Origin of the sequence: Streptomyces sp. CB03234 (genome assembly GCF_001905885.1) — a bacterium.
GTDB lineage: Bacteria > Actinomycetota > Actinomycetes > Streptomycetales > Streptomycetaceae > Streptomyces.
This window is the reverse complement of sequence record NZ_LIYH01000003.1, coordinates 526519-548314: the sequence shown is the minus strand read 5'-3', so window position 1 is coordinate 548314 and position 21796 is coordinate 526519. Positions and strand designations below refer to the sequence as shown.

The 21796-nt window shown below is 72.8% G+C and carries 19 protein-coding genes; 12 read left to right on the top strand and 7 right to left on the bottom strand.

Features of this window, described 5'->3' with window-relative positions; genetic code table 11:
• Nucleotides 1-11 precede the first annotated feature (11 nt).
• Both AMK26_RS15605 and AMK26_RS15600 read right to left on the bottom strand, forming a co-directional pair.
• On the bottom strand, nt 12-830 hold the full coding sequence (locus AMK26_RS15605; RefSeq protein WP_073755223.1) for a PaaX family transcriptional regulator: 819 nt from the start codon (nt 828-830) through the stop codon (nt 12-14).
• Nucleotides 831-834: 4 nt separating this feature from the next.
• On the bottom strand, nt 835-2484 hold the full coding sequence (locus tag AMK26_RS15600) for an AMP-binding protein (protein WP_073755222.1): 1650 nt from the start codon (nt 2482-2484) through the stop codon (nt 835-837).
• Nucleotides 2485-2580: 96 nt separating this feature from the next.
• Between AMK26_RS15600 and AMK26_RS15595 the strand changes: the two genes are divergently transcribed.
• The 10 genes from AMK26_RS15595 to AMK26_RS15550 all read left to right on the top strand — a co-directional run bounded on the left by AMK26_RS15595 (nt 2581) and on the right by AMK26_RS15550 (nt 12939).
• Nucleotides 2581-3693 carry an acyl-CoA dehydrogenase family protein gene (locus AMK26_RS15595; protein WP_073755221.1) on the top strand — a complete coding sequence of 371 codons (1113 nt, stop codon included), beginning with the start codon at nt 2581-2583 and terminating at the stop codon, nt 3691-3693.
• Complete coding sequence (locus tag AMK26_RS15590) at nt 3690-4088, top strand: RidA family protein (protein ID WP_073755220.1); 399 nt, start codon at nt 3690-3692, stop codon at nt 4086-4088. The genes AMK26_RS15595 and AMK26_RS15590 overlap by 4 nt, the downstream gene beginning before the upstream one ends.
• Before the next feature lie 51 nt (nt 4089-4139).
• Nucleotides 4140-4847: a class I SAM-dependent methyltransferase gene (locus AMK26_RS15585; protein ID WP_073755219.1), complete on the top strand. Its 708-nt coding sequence runs from the start codon at nt 4140-4142 to the stop codon at nt 4845-4847.
• A 268-nt stretch (nt 4848-5115) separates the two neighbouring features.
• Nucleotides 5116-7416, top strand: a complete 2301-nt coding sequence (locus tag AMK26_RS15580) for a collagenase (protein ID WP_241837909.1) — start codon at nt 5116-5118, stop codon at nt 7414-7416.
• A gap of 76 nt (nt 7417-7492) precedes the next feature.
• Complete coding sequence (locus tag AMK26_RS15575; protein WP_073755218.1) at nt 7493-8665, top strand: NAD(P)/FAD-dependent oxidoreductase; 1173 nt, start codon at nt 7493-7495, stop codon at nt 8663-8665.
• Nucleotides 8662-8934: a (2Fe-2S)-binding protein gene (locus AMK26_RS15570; protein WP_073755217.1), complete on the top strand. Its 273-nt coding sequence runs from the start codon at nt 8662-8664 to the stop codon at nt 8932-8934. The genes AMK26_RS15575 and AMK26_RS15570 overlap by 4 nt, the downstream gene beginning before the upstream one ends.
• Nucleotides 8924-10291, top strand: coding sequence for an FAD/NAD(P)-dependent oxidoreductase (locus AMK26_RS15565; RefSeq protein ID WP_073755216.1), 1368 nt, complete (start codon nt 8924-8926; stop codon nt 10289-10291). Before AMK26_RS15570 ends, AMK26_RS15565 begins: the two co-directional genes overlap by 11 nt.
• Entirely contained in the window at nt 10288-11184 is an 897-nt protein-coding gene (locus AMK26_RS15560) for a dihydrodipicolinate synthase family protein (protein WP_073755215.1), read from the top strand. Before AMK26_RS15565 ends, AMK26_RS15560 begins: the two co-directional genes overlap by 4 nt.
• A 2-nt stretch (nt 11185-11186) precedes the next feature.
• The gene (locus tag AMK26_RS15555) at nt 11187-12188 is read left to right on the top strand and encodes a proline racemase family protein (protein WP_073755214.1); all 1002 of its coding nucleotides are present in this window, start codon (nt 11187-11189) and stop codon (nt 12186-12188) included.
• 37 nt (nt 12189-12225) lie between these two features.
• Nucleotides 12226-12939: a GntR family transcriptional regulator gene (locus tag AMK26_RS15550; RefSeq protein WP_073755213.1), complete on the top strand. Its 714-nt coding sequence runs from the start codon at nt 12226-12228 to the stop codon at nt 12937-12939.
• On the opposite strand, the gene AMK26_RS15545 is transcribed toward AMK26_RS15550, so the two are convergent.
• The 5 genes from AMK26_RS15545 to AMK26_RS15525 form a co-directional block, all read right to left on the bottom strand.
• Nucleotides 12917-13570, bottom strand: coding sequence for a family 16 glycoside hydrolase (locus tag AMK26_RS15545; RefSeq protein ID WP_073755212.1), 654 nt, complete (start codon nt 13568-13570; stop codon nt 12917-12919). The genes AMK26_RS15550 and AMK26_RS15545 overlap by 23 nt on opposite strands.
• Before the next feature lie 56 nt (nt 13571-13626).
• Complete coding sequence (gene wecB / locus AMK26_RS15540) at nt 13627-14754, bottom strand: non-hydrolyzing UDP-N-acetylglucosamine 2-epimerase (protein WP_241837908.1); 1128 nt, start codon at nt 14752-14754, stop codon at nt 13627-13629.
• A gap of 88 nt (nt 14755-14842) precedes the next feature.
• A complete protein-coding gene (locus AMK26_RS15535; protein ID WP_073755210.1) occupies nt 14843-16183 on the bottom strand; it encodes a glycosyltransferase family 2 protein in 1341 nt (446 codons plus the stop codon).
• Nucleotides 16180-17235: a glycoside hydrolase family 113 gene (locus AMK26_RS15530; RefSeq protein ID WP_073755209.1), complete on the bottom strand. Its 1056-nt coding sequence runs from the start codon at nt 17233-17235 to the stop codon at nt 16180-16182. The genes AMK26_RS15535 and AMK26_RS15530 overlap by 4 nt, the downstream gene beginning before the upstream one ends.
• Nucleotides 17236-17241: 6 nt before the next feature.
• Nucleotides 17242-19101 carry a DUF2334 domain-containing protein gene (locus tag AMK26_RS15525; protein WP_079277601.1) on the bottom strand — a complete coding sequence of 620 codons (1860 nt, stop codon included), beginning with the start codon at nt 19099-19101 and terminating at the stop codon, nt 17242-17244.
• Nucleotides 19102-19919: 818 nt separating this feature from the next.
• On the opposite strand from AMK26_RS15525, the gene AMK26_RS15520 reads away from it, so the two are divergent.
• Both AMK26_RS15520 and AMK26_RS15515 read left to right on the top strand, forming a co-directional pair.
• Nucleotides 19920-21326: an FAD-binding oxidoreductase gene (locus AMK26_RS15520; protein ID WP_073755208.1), complete on the top strand. Its 1407-nt coding sequence runs from the start codon at nt 19920-19922 to the stop codon at nt 21324-21326.
• Between the two features lie 76 nt (nt 21327-21402).
• The gene (locus AMK26_RS15515) at nt 21403-21795 is read left to right on the top strand and encodes an effector-associated constant component EACC1 (protein WP_143608533.1); all 393 of its coding nucleotides are present in this window, start codon (nt 21403-21405) and stop codon (nt 21793-21795) included.
• Nucleotide 21796: the final 1 nt, after the last annotated feature.

Genomic DNA, 21796 nt, shown 5'->3' with positions numbered 1-21796 from the left:
GGCGCCCCTGCTCACGCCGGCTCCGCGCTCCTGACGAACGCCTCGCCCTTGTCCCGCAGCAGTCCGTGCAGCCCGCCGAAGACCGCCGCCGCCCTGCCACCCGGCCAGCCCGCCGGGAGCAGCGCGGCCGGCAGGCCGGGGTCGGCGTACGGCAGACGGCGCCAGGAGTCCAGGGCGAGCAGGTAGTCCCGGTACGCCTCCTCGGGCGACGGCTCGCGGGTCGACCAGGCGCGCAAGCCCGGCTCGTGGAGGTCCAGGAACTCCTCGTACAGCTTGGCGATCGCCGCCAGGTCCCACCACCGGCCCACCGCCTCCGCCGTCGCCGCGAAGCCCAGGTGCTCGCCGCGGAACAGGTCCACGTACGGGTCCAGCTGGAGCCGCTGGAGGGTGTGCCGGGTCTCCTCGTACAGTGCGGCGGGCGCGATCCACACGCCCGGAGCCGCCGTCCCGAAGCCCAGACGCCCCAGGCGGGAACGCAGCAGGTGCCGCTTGTGCCGCTCGACCTCGGGCACCGAGAAGACGGCGAGGACCCAGCCGTCGTCCTCGTGCGGCTCGCCCGCCGCGTAGATCCGGCGGTCACCGTCGTCCAGGAGCTGCCGGGCGTCGTCCGAAAGGGCGTACCCGGCGGACCCGTCCGGCGTACGGCACGGCTCCAGCAGCCCGCGGCGCTTGAGCCGTGAGACGGAGGAGCGCACGGACGGCGCGTCCACGCCCAGCACCGCCAGCAGCCGGATCAGCTCGGCCACCGGCAGCGGGGCGTTGTCGGGCGTCCGCCCGTACGCGCCGTACAGGGACACGATCAGGGAACGCGGGGTGTGCTGCTCGGCCACGTGATCACTTTACGTGCGTGTCCTCGGGTGTGTCCTGGGCTGCGGCCTGGTCACGCAGCCGGAAGCGTTGCAGCTTCCCGGTGGCCGTGCGGGGGAGGGCGTCCAGGAAGACGATCCAGCGCGGGCACTTGTACGGGACGAGGCGGTCCTTCACGAAGGCGCGCAGCGCCTGGGCGGTGGAGTCGTCGCGGGGCAGGCCGTCGCGCAGCACCGTGTACGCCACCACGATCTGGCCGCGCACCTCGTCCGGATGGCCCACCACGGCCGCCTCCAGCACATCGGGGTGGGCCAGCAGGGCCTCCTCGACCTGCGGGCCGGCGATGTTGTACCCGGCCGAGATGATCATGTCGTCCGCGCGGGCGACATAGCGCAGGTAGCCGTCCGGCTCGCGCACATAGGTGTCGCCCGTGATGTTCCAGCCGTGCCGGACGTACTCGCTCTGGCGCGGATCGGCCAGATAACGGCACCCCACGGGGCCGCGTACGGCCAGGAACCCCTCCTGTCCGTCCGGGACCTGCTCCCCGGAATCGTCCACCACGCGCGCGTGCCACCCGGGAACCGGCACCCCCGTCGTCCCGGGGCGGATCGCGTCGTCGGCCGCGGAGACGAAGATGTGCAGCAGCTCGGTGGCGCCGATGCCGTTGATCAGGCGCAGCCCGGTCCGCTCGTACCAGGCGTGCCAGGTGGCGGCGGGCAGGTTCTCGCCGGCCGACACACAGCGGCGCAGCGAGGTGGTGTCGTACGCGTCGAGGTCGTCCAGCATCACCCGGTAGGCGGTCGGCGCGGTGAACAGCACCGTCACCCGGTGCTCGGCGACCGCCGGGAGCAGCTGCCTGGGCCCGGCCTGCTCCAGCAGCAGCGCCGAGGCCCCCGCCCGCATCGGGAAGATCACCAGTCCGCCCAGCCCGAAGGTGAACCCCAGCGGCGGACTGCCCGCGAACAGGTCGTCCGGCTCGGGCCGCAGCACGCGCGCGGAGAACGTGTCCGCGACGGCCAGCACATCGCGGTGGAAGTGCATGCACCCCTTGGGCTGCCCGGTCGTCCCGGACGTGAACGCGATCAGCGCGACGTCGTCGGCCGCCGTGTCGACCGCCTCGTACGCGCCGGGGTGCCGGGCCGCGAGGTGCAGCAGGTCGTCGGGCGCGTCACCGCCGTACGCCGTGATCCGCAGCCCCGGCACCTCCGCCTTCACCAGGTCGTCCACCGCGCGGACGTCGCACAGCGCGTGGCTGATGCCGGCCATCTCGCACATCACGGCCAGCTCCTGCGCGCGCTGCCCCGCCAGTACGGTGACGGCGACCGCGCCCGCCTTCATCACCGCCAGCCAGCAGGCAGCCAGCCACGGCGTGGTCGGCCCGCGCAGCAGCACCCGGTTGCCGGGCACCACGCCCAGGTCGTGGGTGAGCGCGTGGGCGATCCGGTCGACGCGGCCGCGCAGCTCGCCGTACGTCCAGACCCGGCCGGCGCCGTCCCGGAAGACCGGCCGGTCCGCGCCGAACCGTTCCACCGTGCGGTCCAGAAGTTCCGCCCCGCAATTGAGCCGGTCGGGGTAGCGCAGCTCGGGGAGGTCGAAGACGAGCTCCGGCCACTGCTCGCGCGGTGGCAGATGCTCCCGGGCAAAGGTGTCGCGATGGGCCGAAGGCGTGAGCTCCATGGTTCGCCCCCTTGGCGTGGTGGGAACGCTCATCGAGCGTATCGTTCATGTGACGACAGTCAACGGCCCGCGATAGATGTCTTTGAGGGGGCATGAATGCCCGTATTCTCACTCGATCCCGCCCAAACCGCCTGGTGCACCGAGCTGCGCGCCCTGGCCGCCGAACGCCTCCGCCCGCTCGCCGAGAAGGGCGAGCCGGGCCGGGTCAACCGCCCGCTGGTCGCCGCGCTCGGCGAACTGGGCCTGATCGGCCGCCTCTTCGGCGCGGGCGCCCTCGACCTGTGCCTGATGCGCGAATCCCTCGCGCAGGCCTGTACGGAGGCGGAGACCGCCCTGGCCCTCCAGGGCCTCGGCGCCCACCCGGTCGCCGCCTCCGGCACGCCCGAACAGCGGGCGCGCTGGCTGCCGGAGGTGACGGCGGGCCGGGCGGTCGCCGCGTTCGCGCTCAGCGAGCCCGACGCGGGCTCGGACGCGGCGGCGCTCGCCCTGGAGGCGGCACCGGTGGGGGACGGCTGGCGGCTGACCGGCGAGAAACGCTGGATCTCCAACGCCCCCGAGGCCGACTTCTCCACCGTCTTCGCCCGCACCACACCGGGCGCCGGCGCGCGTGGCGTCACCGCCTTCCTCGTCCCCGCCGACCGCCCCGGCCTCACCGGCACCCCGCTCGACATGCTGTCCCCGCACCCCATCGGCGCGCTCCACTTCGACGCCGTACCGGTCACCCGCGCGGATGTCCTCGGCGAGGTGGACAGGGGCTTCCGCGTCGCCATGACCACCCTCAACCTCTTCCGGCCCAGCGTCGGCGCCTTCGCGGTCGGCATGGCCCAGGCCGCCCTGGACGCGACGCTCGCGCACACCGCCGGACGGGCCGCTTTCGGCGGCGTACTGAAGGACCTTCAGGCCGTCTCCCACCAGGTCGCCGAGATGGCCACCCGCACCGAGGCCGCCCGCCTGCTCGTCTACGCGGCGGCAGCGGCGTACGACGCGGGCGCCCCCGACGTCCCCAAGCGCGCCGCCATGGCGAAGCTGCTGGCCACCGAGACCGCGCAGTACGTCGTCGACGCCGCCGTCCAGCTCCACGGCGCCCGCGCCCTGCAACGCGGCCACCTGCTGGAGCACCTGTACCGGGAGGTGCGGGCGCCGCGCATCTACGAGGGCGCGACCGAGGTCCAGCGCACGATCATCGCGAAGGAGCTGTACGCCCGATGAGCCTCGAACGCGTCAACCCCGCCGAACTCTCCCCACCCACGGGCTTCTCCCACGCGGTCACCGCCACCGGCTCCCGCCTGGTCTTCCTGGCCGGCCAGACCGCGCTCGACGGGGCCGGGCGCGTGGTCGGGGACACCCTCCCGGAACAGTTCGAGACCGCCCTCGGCAACCTCCTGACCGCCCTCAAGGCCGCCGGCGGCACCCCCGCCGACCTCGCCCGCGTCACCGTCTACGCCACGGACGTCGCCGACTACCGCGCCCGCGCCCCCGAACTCGGCCGCATCTGGCGCCGCCTCGCGGGCCGCGACTACCCGGCGATGGCGGTCATCGGCGCGGCCCGCCTCTGGGACCAACAGGCGCTGGTGGAACTGGACGGGTTCGCGGTGCTGGACTGAACGCCCGGCGCGCGGTGCGGCATTGTCAGTGGTGGCTGCGAGCATCGAGTCATGACCGACATCACCGCCTCCATCGCGGCCTACTGGGACGCCGCCGCGTCGTCCTTCGACGACGAGCCCGACCACGGCCTGCGGGCCGCCTCCACGCGCGCCGCGTGGGCGCGGCTCGTGCGCAGGTGGATGCCTTCCGAACCGGTCGACGTCCTCGACATCGGCTCCGGCACCGGTTCGATGTCCCTGCTGCTGGCAGAGTCCGGACACCGCGTGACCGGCGTGGACCTGGCACCGCGCATGGTTGACCGGGCCCGTGCCAAGTTCGCGGCGGCCGGCCTCGCGGGGCGTTTCCTGGTCGGCGACGCCATGGAACCCCCGACCGGGGAGGAGCGGTTCGGTGCCGTGCTCTGCCGACACCTGGTGTGGACGCTGCCCGACCCGGAGGCGGCGCTGCGGGACTGGGTGGGCCGCCTGCGGCCGGGAGGCCGGCTGGTGCTGATCGAGGGGCGGTGGCGTGAGGCGGACCGGAACGGCGACATGCCGTACGTGACCGGCGCCGAAACCCTGCCGTGGAACGGGGGAATCGGCGCCGAGAACCTGGCCGCGATGGTGCGCCCGCTGGTGCGTGGCGAGTTGCACATAGAACCGCTCGGCGCCGAACCGGACTTGTGGGGCGGCCCGGTGGCGGACGAGCGGTACGCGCTGGTCTTCGACACCTGGGCAGAAGCCCTGGAATCGGACGGTGACGTGCGAGCCGGCGATTGAGCACCTGACCTGCTCGATGTCGTCCCACACGGACAGAGGGCCACACGGACACGGGGCCGCCCTGCCGGACGTGCCAGTGGAACGGCCCCAACGGCACGCCCTCGTGCCAGGAAGAGGGGCAACTCGGGGGCGCGGAAGGGTTGTCAGTGCAATGTCACATTACTATGTTGCACGTCACACGGCAGTGGCATGCACCCATCAAGAAGCTGTCGCCGCCGTCCGCACCGCTGAACGGACCCACTCCCCACCTCCGACACAGGAGCCGAAGGTGTCCCAGCGATTCATACGCAGTCCCCTGCTCAGAGCCCTCCTCGCCGGCACCGTCGCCACCGCGGCGCTGCTCGGCGTGGCGGCCGAGAGCGCGCCCGCAGCCGAGGCGTACGAGGCCGGGCGATCGCGTCCGGCCTCCGGCGAGCGCCCGCACGACGGGGTCGAGCGCCTCGCCACCGCGCCCAAGGCCGGGCCGAGGCCCGCACCGGCGCCCGGCGGGCGCGCCACCGTACGCGTACCGGGGCCGCAGACGTCGACGTACACACCGGCCGCCGCTCCGTGCGGCCTCGACGACGTCACGCGCCTCGCGCCGGAGGCGTTCGCCGACTTCCTCGCCGACCCGGCCGTCACCGCCGACGGCTGTCTGCGCGGCCTGATCTGGACCTGGGACGCCCGCCTCGCCCCGGTCATGTCGGACGCGCACGTCCAGGCCGTCTCCCGCCGCATATCGGCGCTCGCCGCCGCCCACGACGGCAGGAACGGCAGCCACCTGCTGGAGATGCTCACCTACCTGCACGCGGTGGCGTACCACGACTTCTCGCGCGGCGAGATCGACGTCACCGACGCGCCCACCACCGAGGCCATGCGCCGCGCCATCCACGCCTTCGGCACGGCGCGCCGTTCCTTCGACGCCACCCGCACCAACGCCGAGTCCCTGCGCGAAGCGCTCTACGCGGGCAGCGCCACGGGGCTGCGCCACTCCCAGCTGGACCTGATACGCCAGGTGCTGGCCACCATGGACCAGTACCACACCACCACCTACAAGGACCCCTCCTGGGGCGGGGCCGCCCTTGCCGCGCTCTCCGTCAACTACCTGGGCGTCCACCCCGGCAACAAGGACACCGCCTTCCACACCCTCGTCGCCCGCAACGCCCCCTACCGCGACGCCTTCCGGAAGTTCTCCACGTACACCCACCTCAAGGGCACGCCCAATGAGTGGGCCGTACGCGACGGGCTCGCCGAGTACGGGCGCTTCGGCCAGATCAAGGACCTGACGTCCACGATCGTGCCCGACCTCGGGGCGCTCCTCGCGCCCGTCGCCCGCGACTTCGGGCGCGGCGGAGCCCCCTGGGCGCGGCTCGCGTCCTGGCTCGACTTCTACGAGGCGTGCGCGCCGTACCGCGTCTGCAAGAGCGACATCGAGCGGGAGATCTTCCCCCACACGTACCGCTACGACAACGCGGCCATCAAGGTCCGCACCGGCCTCGACCGCGCCACCGTCGACCAGCTCTACTACGCGAGCAAGCAGGTCAAGGCACAGTTCCACCGCGTACTGGGCACGGACCGGCCGCTCGCGGGGGACACCAACACCACCCTCACCATCGTCCTGTACGCCTCCCGCGCGGACTACGAGAACTACCACCCGCTCCTGACCGGCATGGACACCGACAACGGCGGCATCTACATCGAGCGCGGCGCGACCTTCTACACGTACCAGCGGCGCGTCCCGCAGGACTCCTCGCTGACGCTGGAGGAGCTGTTCCGGCACGAGTACGTCCATTACCTCAACGGCCGCTTCGCCGTACCCGGTTACTTCGGTGAAGGCCCCTGGTACCAGGGTGACCGCACCACGGCCATGGACGAGGGGACGGCCGAGTTCTTCGACGGCGCGACCCGTGACGACGGTGTCGCCGTGCGCAAGTCCCTCGTCAGGAGCATCATCGCCGACACCGGCAACGGCCGGCCCCGTATGACCGTGAACCGGTTGTTGCACGCGACGTACGAGGGTGACGGCTTCCGCTTCTACGCCTACGCGGGCACGTTCTTCACGTACCTGTGGACCGAACGCCCCGGCCTGCTGCGGGAGATGTACCGCCACCTGCGCGCCGACGACCCGGCCGCCTTCGACGCCTGGCGCGACCGGCTGGGCCGGGACGCGGCGGTGCAGCGGGCGTACGACGTCTTCCTGGACGCGCAGATCGCCAAGGTGGACGAGCTGTTCGTCCCGGACACCCGGTACACGCCCAACGACCGGCTGCGGGACGCCACCGCCGAGGCCGTACGCTTTTCCTTCGCGGCGGCGACCGGCGCCGGCCCGTCCTGCACGGACAACGGCGACCCGGGCATGCGGCGGTTCGTCTGCACCGGCCGGGTCACCGCCCGCCTGACCGACGCCGGCAGCGCGGACCGGGTCTTCAGGGACATGTCCGAGACGGTCGACCACTTCCTGCTCGACCGGGCCGCCCCCGCCTCCACCAACCTCGCCGACATGAACTGCGCGTTCGGCGACGTGGAGATCTGGTCCGACGGGCGGGCCGGGACCTCGGACTATGTGTGCGAGGGGCCGCTCAGGATGTGAACCGGTCCTCGCCGTAAGGTAATTGTCCCTGCAGCGCGGTCTGTACAGACGCAGTAACATGTGAAATGTTACTGCCGTGCCCACGAGACACGTGAGTCATGTGCCGGACGCCGTGATCATCGGAGCCGGAGTCGTCGGAGCGGCCTGTGCGTACTACGCCGGCCGCGCCGGTCTCGCCGTCACCGTCGTCGACCGCGGTCCCGTCGCGGGCGGCACCACAGGTGCCGGAGAAGGCAACCTGCTCGTCTCCGACAAGGAGCCGGGCCCGGAGCTCGACCTCGCGCTGCTGTCCACCCGACTGTGGCGCGAACTCGCCGAGACGCTCCCACCGGAGACCGAGTACGAGCCCAAGGGCGGTCTCGTCGTCGCATCCGACGAGGCCGCCCTCTCCGCACTGCGGGCCTTCGCCGAGGGGCAGGGAAAGGCAGGCGTCGAGGCGTACGAGATCCCCCGTGACGGGCTCCACGACCTCGAACCGCACCTCGCGCCCGGCCTCACCGGCGGATTCCACTACCCCGGCGACGCCCAGGTCCAGCCCGCCATGGCCGCCGCCCAGCTCCTGCGCGCCTCCGGGGCGGACGTGCGGCCCGGCGAAGAGGTCACGGCCGTGCTCACCGACCGGTCCGGCGCCGTCCGGGGCGTACGCACCGCACGCGGCGACCTCCACACCCCCGCCGTCGTCAACGCCACCGGCACCTGGGGCGGAGCGCTGGCCGAACTGGCCGGCGTCCACCTGCCCGTGCTGCCCCGGCGCGGCTTCGTCCTCGTCACCGAACCGCTCCCGCCCCGGCTCGTGCGCCACAAGGTGTACGCGGCCGACTACGTCGCCGACGTCGCCAGCGGTTCGGCGGCCCTGCAGTCCTCCGCCGTCGTGGAGGGCACCCCGGCCGGGACGGTCCTGATCGGCGCCACCCGCGAGCGCGTCGGCTTCGACCGGACGCTGTCGACGGAGGCGCTGCGGCGGCTCGCCGCGCAGGCCACCGCCCTGTTCCCGGTCCTCGGCGGCGTACGCGCCATCCGCGCGTACCACGGCTTCCGGCCCTACCTGCCGGACCACCTCCCGGCCATCGGCCCGGACGCGCGCGTGCCGGGCCTGTACCACGCGTGCGGCCACGAGGGCGCGGGCATCGGCCTCGCCCCGGCTACCGGGCGGATCGTGGCCGACGTGCTGCGTGGGGAGCAACCGGCGCTGGACATCCGGCCGTTCCGCCCCGACCGCTTCGACGACACGGAAGGAGGCGCCGCGTGAACCCCGAGCCGTTCACCCTCACCTTCGACGGGCGCCCCGTCACCGCCCTGCCGGGCCAGACCGTCGCCGCCGCCCTGTGGGGCGCGGGCATCCTCGCCTGGCGCACCACGCGGCACGGCGGGGAACCGCGCGGTGCGTTCTGCGGGATCGGCACCTGCTACGACTGCCTCGCCACCGTCAACGGCCGCCCCAACCAGCGCGCCTGCCTCCTGCCCGCCCGCCCTGGCGACACGGTCACCACCCAGGAGGGCACCGGCCATGGCGGTTGACCTCGCCGTCGTGGGGGCCGGGCCCGCCGGACTCGCCGCCGCGTCGACCGCGGCCGGACTCGGGCTGGACGTCACGCTGCTGGACGCGGCCGAACGACCCGGCGGCCAGATCTTCCGGCATCCGGCGGGCGGTCCCGTACCCCGCGGGGCGCGCCGCCTCGTACGCCGGCTGGACGGCGTGCGCCACCTGCCCGCCCACCACGTCTGGACCGTGGTGAGGGACGGCGACACCTGGCTGCTGCACGCCGTCGTGGGCCCCGACGAGACCCCCGCCACCGTCCGCGCCCACGCCGTGCTCCTGGCCACCGGCGCGTACGAACGCCAGCTCCCCTTCCCCGGCTGGACGCTGCCCGGTGTCGTCGGGGCGGGCGGCGCCCAGGCGATGCTCAAGGGCGGGCTCGCCCTCCCCGGCATGGGGGTGCCCCCTGCTCGAGCGAAGCCGAGAGCTCGGGGGAGGGTGGTCGTCGCGGGCAGCGGGCCCCTGCTGCTCGCCGTCGCCACCACGCTCGCCGCCGCCGGAGCCCGGGTCCCCGCGCTCGTCGAGGCGGCCGACTACACCGCGTACGCCCGCCACGCCCCCGCCCTCGTACGCAACCCGGCCAAGCTCGCCCAGGGCGCCCTCCACGGCGGCGCCCTCCTCCGCCGCACCACCCGCCTCCTCACCCGCCACGCGGTCACCGCCGCCCACGGCACCACCCGTGTCGAAGCCGTGACCGTCACGCGGCTCGACGCCGACTGGCGCCCCGTCCCCGGCACCGGCCGCCGCGTCCCGTGCGACGCCCTCGCGGTCGGCCACGGCCTCGTACCGCAACTGGAGCTCGCCACCGGCCTCGGCTGCGCCACCCGCCGCGCCCCCGACGGCACCCCCGCCCTCGACGTCGACGCCCAGCAGCGCACCTCCGTACCGGGCATCTGGGCGGCCGGCGAGACGTGCGGCATCGGCGGCGCAGAACTCGCCCACGTGGAGGGAGAGATCGCCGCACTGTCCATCGGCGGGCACCGCCCGCCCGGAACACTCCTCCGCAGCCGCGCCCGCCTCCGCGCCTTCGCCGACGCGATGGCCGCCGCGCACCGGCCGGGCCCCGGCTGGACCGACTGGCTGGACGGCGCCACCGAGGTGTGCCGCTGCGAGGAGGTCACCGCCGACCGGATCCGCCGAGCCGTCACCGACCTGGGCGCCCGGGACGCCCGTACCGTCAAGCTGCTCACCCGCGCCGGAATGGGCTGGTGCCAGGGCCGCGTGTGCGGACCGGCCGTCGCCCGCCTCGCGGGACAGGACCCGGCGCCCGACCGGCGCCCGCTCTCCTGCCCCGTACCGCTCAGCCGGCTGGCACAACCACCAGGAGCCGAACGATGAACCAGCGTCCTCACCCCTGGCACGGCGTCATGGTCGCCACCGCCCTGCCGTTCCGCGACGACCTGACCGTCGACTACGACGCGTACGCCGAACACGTCGCCCGGCTCGTCGCCCAGGGCTGCGACGGCGTCGTCCCCAACGGCTCGCTCGGCGAGTACCAGACGCTGACCGATGACGAGCGGGCGCGTGTCGTCCGCGTCGCCGTCGAGGCGGCGGGCGACGGGGCGCGGGTCATGCCCGGCGTCGCCGCGTACGGCAGCGCCGAGGCCCGCCGGTGGGCCGACCAGGCGGCGGAGGCGGGCTGCGGGTCCGTCCTGCTGCTGCCGCCCAACGCGTACCGCGCCGACGCCGCTTCCGTACGCGCCCACTACGCCGAGGTGGCGCGCGCCGGCCTCCCCGTCGTCGCGTACAACAACCCCTACGACACCAAGGTCGACCTGACCCCGCCGCTGCTCGCACAGCTGCACGGCGACGGCAGCATCGTCGCGGTCAAGGAGTTCAGCGGGGATGTGCGCCGCGCGTACGAGATCGCCGAACTGGCCCCGGACCTGGACCTGTTGATCGGCGCCGACGACGTGCTGCTGGAGCTGGCGCTGGCCGGTGCCGTGGGCTGGATCGCCGGCTACCCCAACGCGCTGCCCGCCGCCTCCGTCGCCCTCTACCGGGCCGCCGTCGCCCATGACCTGGACACCGCCCTGCCGCTCTACCGGGCCCTGCATGCACTGCTGCGCTTGGACTCCAAGCCCGAGTTCGTCCAGGCGATCAAGCTGTCCATGGACCTCGCCGGGTACCGCGGCGGACCGTGCCGCCCGCCCCGTACCCCTCTCACCGGGGCCCAATCCGCCACCGTCCGCGCCGCCACCGAGAAGGCGCTCGCGGAAGGACTCGCCTAGCCATGCGGACCCGGCACGTCTACCACGCCGTCGACTCGCACACCGAGGGCATGCCGACCCGCGTCATCACCGGCGGGGTCGGCACCATCCCGGGCGCCACCATGGCCGAGCGGCGCCGGCACGTGATCGACCACCTCGACCACGTACGCACCCTCCTCATGTACGAGCCGCGCGGCCACGCCGCCATGAGCGGCGCCATCCTGCAACCGCCGACCCGGCCCGACGCCGACGTCGGCGTCCTGTTCATCGAGGTCTCCGGGCTGCTGCCCATGTGCGGGCACGGCACCATCGGCGTCGCCACCGTCCTGGTCGAGACCGGCATGGTGCCCGTGACGGAGCCGGTCACCACCGTCCGCCTCGACACCCCCGCCGGACTGGTGAGCGTCGACGTCCGGGTCGAGGACGGCGCCGCGACATCCGTCACCCTCACCAACGTCCCCGCCTTCTGCGTCGCCCTCGACCGCAAGGTCCAGGTGCCCGGCTTCGGCACGGTCACCTATGACCTCGCCTACGGCGGCAACTTCTACGCCTTCGTCCAACTGAACACTCTCGGGCTCCCTTTCGACCGGGCCCGCAAGGACGACCTGCTCGCCGCCGGGCTCGCCGTCATGGACGCCGTCAACGCCACCGAACGCCCCGTCCACCCGGAGGACCCGTCCATCGGCGGCGTCAAGCACGTCTACCTCGCCGCCCCCGGCTCCGACGCCGCCCACTCGCGGCACGCCATGGCCATCCACCCGGGCTGGTTCGACCGCTCACCGTGCGGCACCGGCACCTCCGCCCGCATGGCCCAGCTCCACGCGCGCGGTGAGCTGCCTCTCGGGCGCGACTTCGTCAACGAGTCGTTCATCGGTACGCGGTTCACGGGGCGGCTCACCGGCGAGACGACGGTCGGCGGCCTGCCCGCCGTCGTCCCCGCCATCACCGGCCGCGCCTGGATCACCGGTACCGCCCAGTACTTCCTGGACCCGGCCGACCCCTTCCCCGCGGGCTTCCTCCTCTGATCCCCTACGATCCCGACGACCGCACGGAGGCAGCACCATGGCCGGCCAGCACCTGAAGCACCTGATCACCAGCCAGGAACGCCTGCGCGACCAGGTGGCGCACGCCCTGCGCGCCGCCCTGATCGCAGGCGAGCTGCAACCCGGCGCGGTCTACTCCGCCCCGGCCCTCGCCGCCGACTTCGGCATCTCCGCCACGCCCGTGCGCGAGGCGATGCTCGACCTGGCGCGCGAGGGCCTGGTCGAACCCGTACGCAACAAGGGGTTCAGGATCACCGAGGTCAGCGAACGCGACCTCGACCAGTACACGGAACTGCGCGCCCTGATCGAGGTCCCCACCATCGGCGCCATCACCCGCTCGGCGGACCGCCGGCGGCTGGAGGAGCTGCGCCCGGTCGCCGAGGAGATCGTCACCAGCGCCCGCGACCACGACCTCATCCGCTACCTCGACGCCGACCGCCGCTTCCACCTCTCCCTGCTGGCACTCTCCGGCAACGACCGCCTCGTCGAAACGGTCGGCGACCTCCGCAAACGCGCCCGCCTCTACGGCCTCACGGCCCTCGCCGAACGCGGCCTGCTCGTCGCCTCCGCCCAGGAACACCACGAACTGCTCGACGCCATGCTCTCCGGCGACGCGGCGGCGGCCGAGGCGTGCATGGCCCGGCACCTGGGGCATGTGCGCTCGCTGTGGGCCGAGTCCGAGTCCGAGTCCGAGTCCGAGTCCGAGGACGTCACCCCCGCCCCCGTACGCTGATGTCCTCGAACTCCACCGTGGCGTCCTCGGTGTACAGGCCGACGGATCCCCGGGTGTAGGGACCCCGGCGGTCGGTGTGGGTGACGATCGGTTCGTCGTCGACGCTGATGGTCATCGTGGCGCCTCTCTGGTGCACCTCGACCGTGTGCCAGGAGTGGATCGGGTACGAGCCGGGGTGCGTGGCGAGGAAGCACTGCTTCTCCGGGCACGCCGGGTCGACCTTGCCCAGCTCCCAGCCGTTGGGCTTGAGGACGACGTAGTAGAAGTGCGTGTCGTCGGTGTAGTGCCAGACGGCCCATGCGGCCTCCCACGGATTGGGACGGCCGGGCTCGCGCAGCTGCTTCACCGTGCGCATCCGCAGCCGGTAGGTGAAGTCCTCGTACGAGGCCTTCGAGATGACGAGCGCGGCATGCGTCTCGTCGGCCCGCCGCGCCGGCCGCGGCGAGAGCGTGATGGTGCCGCCCTGCCCGACCACGGTGCCGTGCCCGTTGTAGACCACCCGCCAGGGACCGTGTTCGGTGCCCTCCTGCCACTGCGCCGCCTCCGGATCGGTGCCGCAGCTCGGCAGCAGGACGGCCGACACCAGGAGCAGCAGAACGGCACCGGCCCACGTGCCGGAGCGGCCCCCCATCCGGCCCCTCGTCCGGCGCCTCATTCGGCTCCTCATCCGGCTCCCCATCCGGCCCCTCATCCGGCCGCGACGACGTCGAGGGACCGGGCCGGCGCCGGGACGCGGCCGAAGTCGTGCGCCAGCGTGCCGAGGATCCGCTCGGAGGCGTGACCGTCTCCGAAGGGGTTGCGTGCGCCCGCCATCCGCCCGTACAGCACCGGGTCGTCCAGCAGGGCGGTGGCCGCGGCGTGCACGGCGGCGGGGTCCGTGCCGACGAGCCGGGCGGCGCCCGCCCGGACCACTTCCGGGCGTTCGGTCGTGTCGCGCAGCACCAGCACCGGTTTGTCAAAGCTCGGCGCCTCTTCCTGCACGCCTCCGGAGTCGGTGAGGACGAGCGAGCAGTCCGCCATGGTCGCGATGAAGTCGAAGTAGTCGAGCGGTTCGGTCAGGGTGATCCGCGGGTTCCCGCCCAGCGGGGGCAGGAGTACGTCCCGTACGGCGGGGCTCTTGTGGAGCGGCACCAGCACCTCGACGTCCGGGCGCTCGGCCAGGCGCAGCAGGGTGTCCGCGAGCGCCCGCATCGTGGCCCCCTGGTTCTCCCGCCGGTGCAGCGTCACGAGCAGACCGCGGCGCCCGGTGCGGAAGGCGGACCGGCCGTCCGCCCGGTGGCGGGCCCACAGGAGGTTGTCGATGACGGTGTTGCCGGTCACCATGACCTGCGGGCCGGGTACGGCCTCGGCGGTCAGCGCGGCGGCCGCGCGCGGGGTGGGCGCGAAGTGCCAGCGCGCCATACGGGTGACCAGCCGCCGGTTCAGCTCCTCGGGGAACGGGTCGTCGATGACGCCACTGCGCAGGCCCGCCTCCACATGGGCCACCGCGACGTGTTCGTAGAAGGCCGCGAGGGCCCCGCACAGTGTGCTGCTCGTATCGCCTTGCACCATGACCAGATCGGGCCGTTCCTCGCGGATCAGCTCGCCCAGCCCGCCGACCAGACGGGCGGTGAGCGCGGACAGTTGCTGGCGCTCCCGCATCACGGCGAGGTCGTGGGCCACGGTGAGCCCGAGCCGTCGCAGCATCTGTTCGAGCATCTCCCGGTGCTGGCCGGTGTTGATCAGTACCGGTGAGAACAGCGGCGATGCCTCCAGGGCCCGCAGGACCGGGGCCAGTTTGATGGCCTCGGGCCGGGTGCCGAGAACGACCGCCACGTGAAGCCTGCCGGATGACGTGGAGCGTGCAGAAAGCATACGATCACCGCATTGGGAATATCTGGTTCATATAGGAAGTGTCGGCGCGTCAGGAGACGGTCTGGCGCTGAGGTTCGACGGGGCGCCGTGGCGGCTCGGGGAGGCGCCGGGTCTTCGCCCACGTGCTGCGGCGCAGCAGCTGCCGACCGAGGGCGAGCCAGCCGACGGGGAGCCAGTGGTAGCAGTAGAAGGTGAACAGCAGTCCGTACGCCACGCTCCGCGGCACTCCGGTCCGCGCGGCCCGGTGGTAGGCGTAGGCGCACACGGGCGCCACGCCGAACGAGACGAGGCCCCACACGATCAGGACGATGCCGTAGTTGGCCGTCACCGTCTCGAACATCTCCGTCCCGCCGCCCGCCGCCACGCTGATGAGTGACGCGTAAAAGGCCACCACCGAGAACGTCGTCAGGAGGACGAGCAGCGGCAGGGTCAGGACGATCAGCAGGTCCACGACGATCCGCGCGGGGAGCTGTGACGTGAGGATCCGGGGGATCTCCGCGACGCACTGGAGGTGGCCCTGGAACCAGCGGGTGCGCTGGCGCACGAAGGGCCGCAGCCGGGTCAGGCCCTGCTGCCACACCTGGGTGCGTGGGGTGAACCGGGTGCGCCAGCCACGGGAGAGCAGACGTACGCCCAGGTCGAGGTCCTCGGTCAGGCAGCGGGTCCAAGGTGCGTCCCCCAGTGCCTGTAGCGCGGAGAGCCGGGTGAACTGCCCGTTGCCGCCGAGGCCTGCGCTGCCGAGCCGGCTCCGGGCGCGCTGGAAGATCTCCGTGTACGTGACGAACTCGAGGTCCTGGAGCCTGGCCAGCAGGTTGGCGGTGGCGTTGTAGATCCGTACGGCGATCTGCACGGCGCCGATGTGCGGGTCCCGGAAGAGGGGCGCAACCACGGACAGCGCGTCGGACCTGATCCGCCCATCTGCGTCGACCACCACCAGCACGATGTCCTCCCGGCCGTACCCCGCGAAGGCCGGTGTCCGGATCAGCTCCGTGCCGATGTGCCGGTACGCCGCGTTGAGCGCTTCGCCCTTGCCCTGCCTGGCCTGTGGCGGAACGCGCCGCATGAGGAGGATCCGGGGGTCGGTGAAGCGCTCCACGATCTCGGCCGTGCCATCCTGCGAGCCGTCGTCGACCACGAGGGCGATCCAGTTGCGCTGGGGCAGCGCCAGCAGACGGTCCAGGCTCGCGCCGATCACCACCTCCTCGTCGAGGCAGGGCAGGACGAACACGAACAGCAAGTGGCCGGCGTTCGTGGGCGCGGCGATGCTCCGGTCGCCCTGCCGGTGCTTGCGGTGCTTATGTTCCGCCCGCCCCTCGCCACGGCCGAGGGCGAACATGCCCAGGACGTAGAGAAGGAAGGCGAACAGGACTGCCGATGCGACCAGAGTCATGTCTGTCGTGCCTCTCTGCGGGCGGCACCCACAGGTGGTTCCTGCGGCGCCCACCAGCGGGCGACCACGCCTTCGGCGTCCTTGCCGTGGGCGGAGTAGTCCAGTGAACGAGTCCGGCCGGTCGTGGCGGGGAGCTGCTCCCAGACCCACCAGTGGACGCCGGCCCACCACGGCCGGCCGGTGAACGCCCGGAGCAGCGCCTCGTAGCCGGCGGCCTGCTCGGTGGCGTCGGGTGTCGGCGAGACGGTCCACGAGTAGGGGGCCGTCACGCCGCCGCGCACGCTGGTGTAGCCCGCCTCGGTGAACAGGACGGGCTTGCCGGCTTCGGCGGCGAACCGCGCCAGCCGGTCGCGGACCGGTCCCCAGGCGCGGGTCAGCCGTCGTACGTCCCTCGTCGGGCTCTCGCTCAGCGGCCAGTACGCGTCGATGCCCATGAGGTCGACCGCGTCCCAGAAGCGGACGCTCTCGTACTCGTCGTAGTTCGCCGCGTAGAGCAGCGGGCCGGCGTAGGCCTCGCGGATGCGGGCGACCACCGCCAGCCAGTGTTCGCGGTGGCCCACCGTGCCGGCCAGTTCCGTGCCGACGGCGAAGGCGTCGGCACCGCACCACGCGGCGAGGCGCGCGTAGTGCCTGGCGAAGTCGCCGTACGCCGTGAACCAGTCGCCGGGGTGGGCGGGGCGGATGGTCGCGCGGTCCGTGTCGTCGTCCAGGTCGACATGCGGCTTGAGCAGCACCTTCAGCCCGTGCCGGTGGGCCAGGTAGACCATCCGGGCGACGCCGTCGTCGCGCGGGGTCTGAGAGGCCGGGCGCATGACGCCGGTGGCCGGATCGGCCTGGTACCACGTGGGGTTCAGCTGTACCCAGTTGGCGCCCACGGCCGCGATCTGCCCAAGGTAGGCGGGTGCGTGCGGATCGTCGTACCCGTCGGTGTCGTACGTGGGTAGCGCGAAGCCCCGCTGGGTGGGCAGCGGGCCGGTCCGGGACGACCGGCGGCGCAGCAGCCGGTGGCCGGGGTGCTCACGGCCGAGGCGGAGGGAGCGGGGGATCGGCATACGACGTCACCTCATGACGTCCCACGGGCGGACGAACTCGTAGCCCAGATCGCGGATGCCCCGCACGATCTCGTGGAGCCTGTCGACGCCCAGGGGCGGGTGGTAGAAGAAGCTGGCCACACCGTCGCGGACGACGAGGGTGCGCCGGGCCGCGTCGATGATGTCCTCGGGGCCGCGCGGGGGACGGGCGTTGTGCCCGGTGGACTCGACGTTGCCGAGGCTCTCCGGGATCACCGCGGAGCCGTAGATGTCCCTGACGCCGTACGGGTAGAACTGGTCGGCCCGCTTGTTCCCGTCGGGGAAGCCGCCCTGCACCGAGCTGGCGTAGTTCATCGTGTTGTCGTACCGGTATGCGAAGCGCTGCCCGACCGCCTCGTAGTCGAGGGGCCCTGCCGCGTAGTGGGGGAACTCCCAGATCTGCGGCCGGGGCAGCCCGGCGGCCCCGAACTCGGCCAGCCCCCGGTCGATACGGTCCAGTGCCCACTGGCGCGACGTGCCGGGCACCAGCCCGTCCGGTATGACGAACTTCCTGGAGTCCTGGTGCGCGAGGAAGAACTCGAAGTCCTCCCCGCTGATCCCGTGGTACGGGTTCTTCAGCGCGCCGAGCTGGTGCGTCACGCCATGCATGATCATGGTGCCGCCGTGATCGATCAGGAACCGCAGCGCCTCGACAACCTCCGGGCGGTCCTTGAGGGTGAAGCTCGTCGGCTCACCCTGGTTTGCCTTGCCGTGGGGGTCGATGTAGATGGGCAGGACGCCGAAGCTGAACGGCACCCCTGCCTGGTGGAGGCAGGTCCCGATGTCGCGGAGCTGGTCCGGGTCCGCGTTCGGACCGATGTCCTCCAGCCGGACCAGTGCCTGGCGCTCCTCCATGGCGGGGGTGACCGGGGCGGCGGGGGCCAGGACGTCGCCCAGCAGGTCGCTGAAGGCCAGGTACCGGTCGGTCGCCGAGGTGTAGTCGAACGGACTCTCGCCGACGTACCAGAGGTTCGCCGCCCGCACTGCCCAGGGGGTCCGGCTGCCGTCGGGGCGCTGTGCCTGGGCCAGGACCTTCGCCTTGCCCGGGTCGTCGACGCGTACGGTACGGATGCCGCGGTCGCCGGGCGGGGTCTCGCGGGTCAGGGTGGTGCCGCGGTAGTCGACCCGGTTGACTCCGCTGACGCCGGGGTCCGTCGCGCGGAAGGCGTATCGGCTCCTCCAGAGCCACGGTGTGTGTTCGGCCAGTTGGTCGAGGTTCTCGTCGGCCCAGAGCACCGGTACCCGGCTGGTCAGCACGTCGTCGAGGAAGGATGCCGGGATACGGGAGTCCCTCGATGAGCCGAAGTACAGCAGGGCAGAGTGCTGGCGCGCCTCACCCGCCTCGTAGTCCGCGACCGGCTTGACGGTCCAGGGTCCGAAGTGCGAAGCGAGGTTGGCCGCCTGCTGGGCGGTCAGCTGAGCCGCCCAGTCCGCGCCGGCGCCACCGGCGCCGTCGTAGAGAACCAGGGCCGGCCGCCGGCCCGCCTCCGCCGTCGGCGCGGCGGCCCCGGACACCACTCCGGGCTCCGGGCGCTCAGGAGGCCGGGTCGGGGCGGAGAGGTCGGCGGGGGTGGGGCCGGTCGAGACCTGCCGGGCCTGTACCGGGCCGGTGGGGTAGCAGTCGATCGGGTCGTCCGCGAACATCGGCGCCACGACGTTCGGCCCCGCCCAGACGCCCGCTCCCACCACGACCGCCAGGCCGAGCGCGACCATGCTCCGGCCGCCGCGCCTGAGCCTGCCGTACCAGCGGCGTGCGTGGTGTCCGCCGGACGCGGCCATCAGGACGAGGAGCAGTAGCGGATAGGCGATCAGCGCGACCGCGGCCAGGGTGATCAGGTTCGTCGTCATCGCGGCACCCCGGCGCGGAGCGCGGACCGCTGAGGTGCCTCACCCGGTGGCTCGGCTGACGCGGGTCTGTCGTCGCAATGCCCTGGTGGGCCGCCTTCGCTGCCGCCCCGGCGGCCCGCCGCGGAAGCGGTGGGCGACGTGCGCGTGCGGCGGCGGCGGGGTGAGGCGGCGGGGCGGCGCGACGCACGGCACTGCGGGGAGGCGGTGAGCGTGACGCGGTCGGAGGCGCGCCGCGCGGGGTGGGCGCCGGGGCCGGTCGTGCCGCTCGGGTGGTGGTGGCGGTGCCGGGGGTCCGCGGGGGGCCAGTCCGTGGCGCGCCGCAGCGGATGCGGGGCGGGCGCTGACGTCCGACTGGTGCCGAGGGACATGGCGAACCTTTCCAGACCGGCCAATGCGGGGCCTGAGCGCCTTCCGGGACCGGGCCCGGTAACGCTCTGCTGTCCACCCTCATGACTGACACACGGACCGGTCAAGGAGTATTCGGCGCATATGCACCATTTTTTCTATTCCTTTACGTCCCCGGGCCCGCCGTCCGGGCTCTGCCCTGGCATCTGTGCTGGTCGCAGCGGGCGTCGGCGGCTCGCGCGGCGCCGGCCCGAGGCCGGAAGGCGGTGAGCGTCCATGGCTCCGGCCGTATATAAATCGTGGTGACTGTGTGAGTTGTCCGGCTGTCCGTACGGCGTCTACGTTGAAGGCAACGTTCACAACAGCGCGCATCGCTCCGCTCGCCGACGTACCGATCCGCCCCTCCGCGCCCGGACCGCCAGTAACGCGCCGGGATCCCTGCGAGGCGCGCCAGGACCCCTGCGGAGACTGCCATGACCACACTCGCCGAACAGGCCGTCGGCTCGTTCCGGGACCGGCTCGAGGGCCGGCTCGTCACCCCCGACGACACCGACTACGACCAGGTCCGCTCCATCTGGAACGGGGCCATCGACCACCGCCCCGCCCTGGTGGCACGCTGCGCGACCATCGAGGACGTCGCCACCGCGCTGGGCTTCGCCCGTGAGGAGCACCTGGAGATCTCCGTACGCGGCGGAGGACACAGCTTCTCCGGGGCGTCCATCTGCCCCGACGGGCTCGTCGTCGACCTCAGCGACATGAACGGGGTCGAGGTCGACCCGGACGCGCGCACCGTCCGCTGCGGCGGTGGGGCCACCCTCGCCGAACTGGACGCCGCCACCCAGTCGTACGGCCTCGCTGTCCCCGCCGGCACGGTCAGCCACACCGGTGTCGCCGGCCTGACCCTCGGCGGCGGCATGGGCTGGCTGACCCGTCGGCACGGGCTGACCGTCGACAACCTGCTCGCCGCCGACGTGGTCCTCGCCAACGGCAGCGTCGTCCGCGCGAGCGAGGACGAGAACCCCGACCTGTTCTGGGGGCTGCGTGGCGGAGGCGGCAACTTCGGCGTCGTCACCACCTTCACCTTCCGGGCGCACCCGGTCGGCCCCGAGGTCCACGTCGGCCTGTTCTTCTGGGACATCGGCGACGGCCCCGACGCGCTGCGGCTGATGAGCGACCTGGTTCCCCGACTGCCCCGCGACACGGGCGCGTTGATGGGCGTCGGCCTGAGCGCCCCGCCGGAACCCTTCGTACCGCAGGAGCACCAGGGCAAGCTCGGCCACGCGCTGATCGTCGTTGGCTTCGGCACGGCCGAGGAGCACGCCGAGGCGGTGGCCGCGGTGGCCGACGGAGTCCCCACGCTCTTCGAACTGCGCACCCCCATGCCGTTCACCGCGCTCCAGCGCATGCTCGACGACGCGGCGCCGACCGGCATCCTCTCGTACGACAGGGGGCTCACGTACTCCGACCTGAACGAGCACGTGATCGGCGTGCTGAGCGGGTACATCCCGCGCAAGACCTCACCGATGTCGTTCTGCCCGACGTTCCACCTGGGCGGGGCGTACACCGACGTCGACGAGGACGCCACCGCCTTCGGCGGGCTGCGTGAGCCCATGTACGTCATGAGCTGCTCCGCCATGAGCCCGGACCCCGAGGTCCTGACCGCCGACACCGCCTGGGCGAGGGCCCTGTGGACGGAACTGACGCCCCACGCGGCGAACGTCGGCGGCTATGTGAACTTCATGGCCGAGATGGAGGAGGACCGCGTCCGCCGGTCCTACGGCCCGGAGAAGTACGACCGGCTGGCCCGCGTCAAGGCCACGTACGACCCGGAGAACGTCTTCCACCGCAACGCCAACATCCTCCCGGCGGTCGCGCTTTGACGTCCTCGGCAATAGTCGTGCCGGTCGTTCCCGTGAGGGTGGGTGACGGGCCGTCCTGGTGGGAAAGGTTACGGACGTGACGGAGTTACGGGTGGGGATCAGCGTCGAAGACGCGGCGACGGACACCGGTGTCCACGACCTCAGGCGCCGCCTGGCCGGCGAGCCGGAGTTGCGCGGCAGGATCCGTACCGACGGCTCGGGCCCGCTGCCGGCCGGCGCCATGGGGCTGGCCACCGATGCGCTGCTCGCGGTGCTCGAACCGGGTGGAGTCGTCACGACGTTCGCCGCCGGCCTGGTCACCTGGCTGGCCGCCCGCCGCACCGAGTGCACGGTCACCGTCACCCGCCCCGACGGTACGCAGATCACCCTCACCGCCACCCGGATCAGGAACCTGACGGCCCAGCAGCGGGCGGAGTTCGTCCGCGAGATCACGGCCGCACTGGACGAGAGCGGCCCGGAGCGGGAGTAGC

What these genes read in the sequence shown, in the direction of transcription:
- AMK26_RS15545 (WP_073755212.1), bottom strand. Translation starts at nt 13,570, where the DNA reads ATGGGGGGCCGCTCCGGCACGTGGGCCGGTGCCGTTCTGCTGCTCCTG.
- AMK26_RS15560 (WP_073755215.1), top strand. Translation starts at nt 10,288, where the DNA reads ATGAACCAGCGTCCTCACCCCTGGCACGGCGTCATGGTCGCCACCGCC.
- AMK26_RS15565 (WP_073755216.1), top strand. Translation starts at nt 8,924, where the DNA reads ATGGCGGTTGACCTCGCCGTCGTGGGGGCCGGGCCCGCCGGACTCGCC.
- AMK26_RS15525 (WP_079277601.1), bottom strand. Translation starts at nt 19,101, where the DNA reads ATGACGACGAACCTGATCACCCTGGCCGCGGTCGCGCTGATCGCCTAT.
- AMK26_RS15595 (WP_073755221.1), top strand. Translation starts at nt 2,581, where the DNA reads ATGCCCGTATTCTCACTCGATCCCGCCCAAACCGCCTGGTGCACCGAG.
- AMK26_RS15585 (WP_073755219.1), top strand. Translation starts at nt 4,140, where the DNA reads ATGACCGACATCACCGCCTCCATCGCGGCCTACTGGGACGCCGCCGCG.
- AMK26_RS15530 (WP_073755209.1), bottom strand. Translation starts at nt 17,235, where the DNA reads ATGCCGATCCCCCGCTCCCTCCGCCTCGGCCGTGAGCACCCCGGCCAC.
- AMK26_RS15555 (WP_073755214.1), top strand. Translation starts at nt 11,187, where the DNA reads ATGCGGACCCGGCACGTCTACCACGCCGTCGACTCGCACACCGAGGGC.
- AMK26_RS15590 (WP_073755220.1), top strand. Translation starts at nt 3,690, where the DNA reads ATGAGCCTCGAACGCGTCAACCCCGCCGAACTCTCCCCACCCACGGGC.
- AMK26_RS15535 (WP_073755210.1), bottom strand. Translation starts at nt 16,183, where the DNA reads ATGACTCTGGTCGCATCGGCAGTCCTGTTCGCCTTCCTTCTCTACGTC.
- AMK26_RS15550 (WP_073755213.1), top strand. Translation starts at nt 12,226, where the DNA reads ATGGCCGGCCAGCACCTGAAGCACCTGATCACCAGCCAGGAACGCCTG.
- AMK26_RS15520 (WP_073755208.1), top strand. Translation starts at nt 19,920, where the DNA reads ATGACCACACTCGCCGAACAGGCCGTCGGCTCGTTCCGGGACCGGCTC.
- AMK26_RS15600 (WP_073755222.1), bottom strand. Translation starts at nt 2,484, where the DNA reads ATGGAGCTCACGCCTTCGGCCCATCGCGACACCTTTGCCCGGGAGCAT.